Origin of the sequence: Columbia Basin potato purple top phytoplasma (assembly GCF_028595955.1) — a bacterium.
In the GTDB taxonomy this organism is placed as follows: domain Bacteria; phylum Bacillota_I; class Bacilli_A; order Acholeplasmatales; family Acholeplasmataceae; genus Phytoplasma.
Window position 1 is genome coordinate 1 of the sequence record NZ_JANHJP010000053.1, and the last position, 302, is coordinate 302.

Sequence of the window (302 nt, forward strand, 5' to 3'; positions counted from 1 at the left end):
CCAAAATAATTTTAATTCTTTTATGGAAAGGTTTAATGAGAAAAACAAAACAACTTACCGCTTGATAACAACAATTGTGGATAAAAAAAATAATAAATGGATTTTAGTAATTTCAGGAAAACAAAATTTCTTAAATATTTGTTCTTCAGAAATATTCAAACAAGAAGTTAAAACTTTTTTATATAACGAAGTAAAAGATTTTATTCAAAATTTTCAGATTGACATTCAATTTTCATTTATAAATTTCCAAAATATAAAAGATGAATCAAATATGATCTGCAATATTTAAATATCTTTTGATT

Annotated in this window: 1 protein-coding gene; it reads left to right on the top strand. The window is 20.2% G+C overall.

Annotated features, from left to right (window positions below; genetic code table 11):
• A partial coding sequence (locus M8044_RS02540) for a hypothetical protein (protein WP_273585474.1) occupies positions 1-289 on the top strand: 289 nt, incomplete at its 5' end.
• Between the last annotated feature and the right edge of the window lie 13 nt (positions 290-302).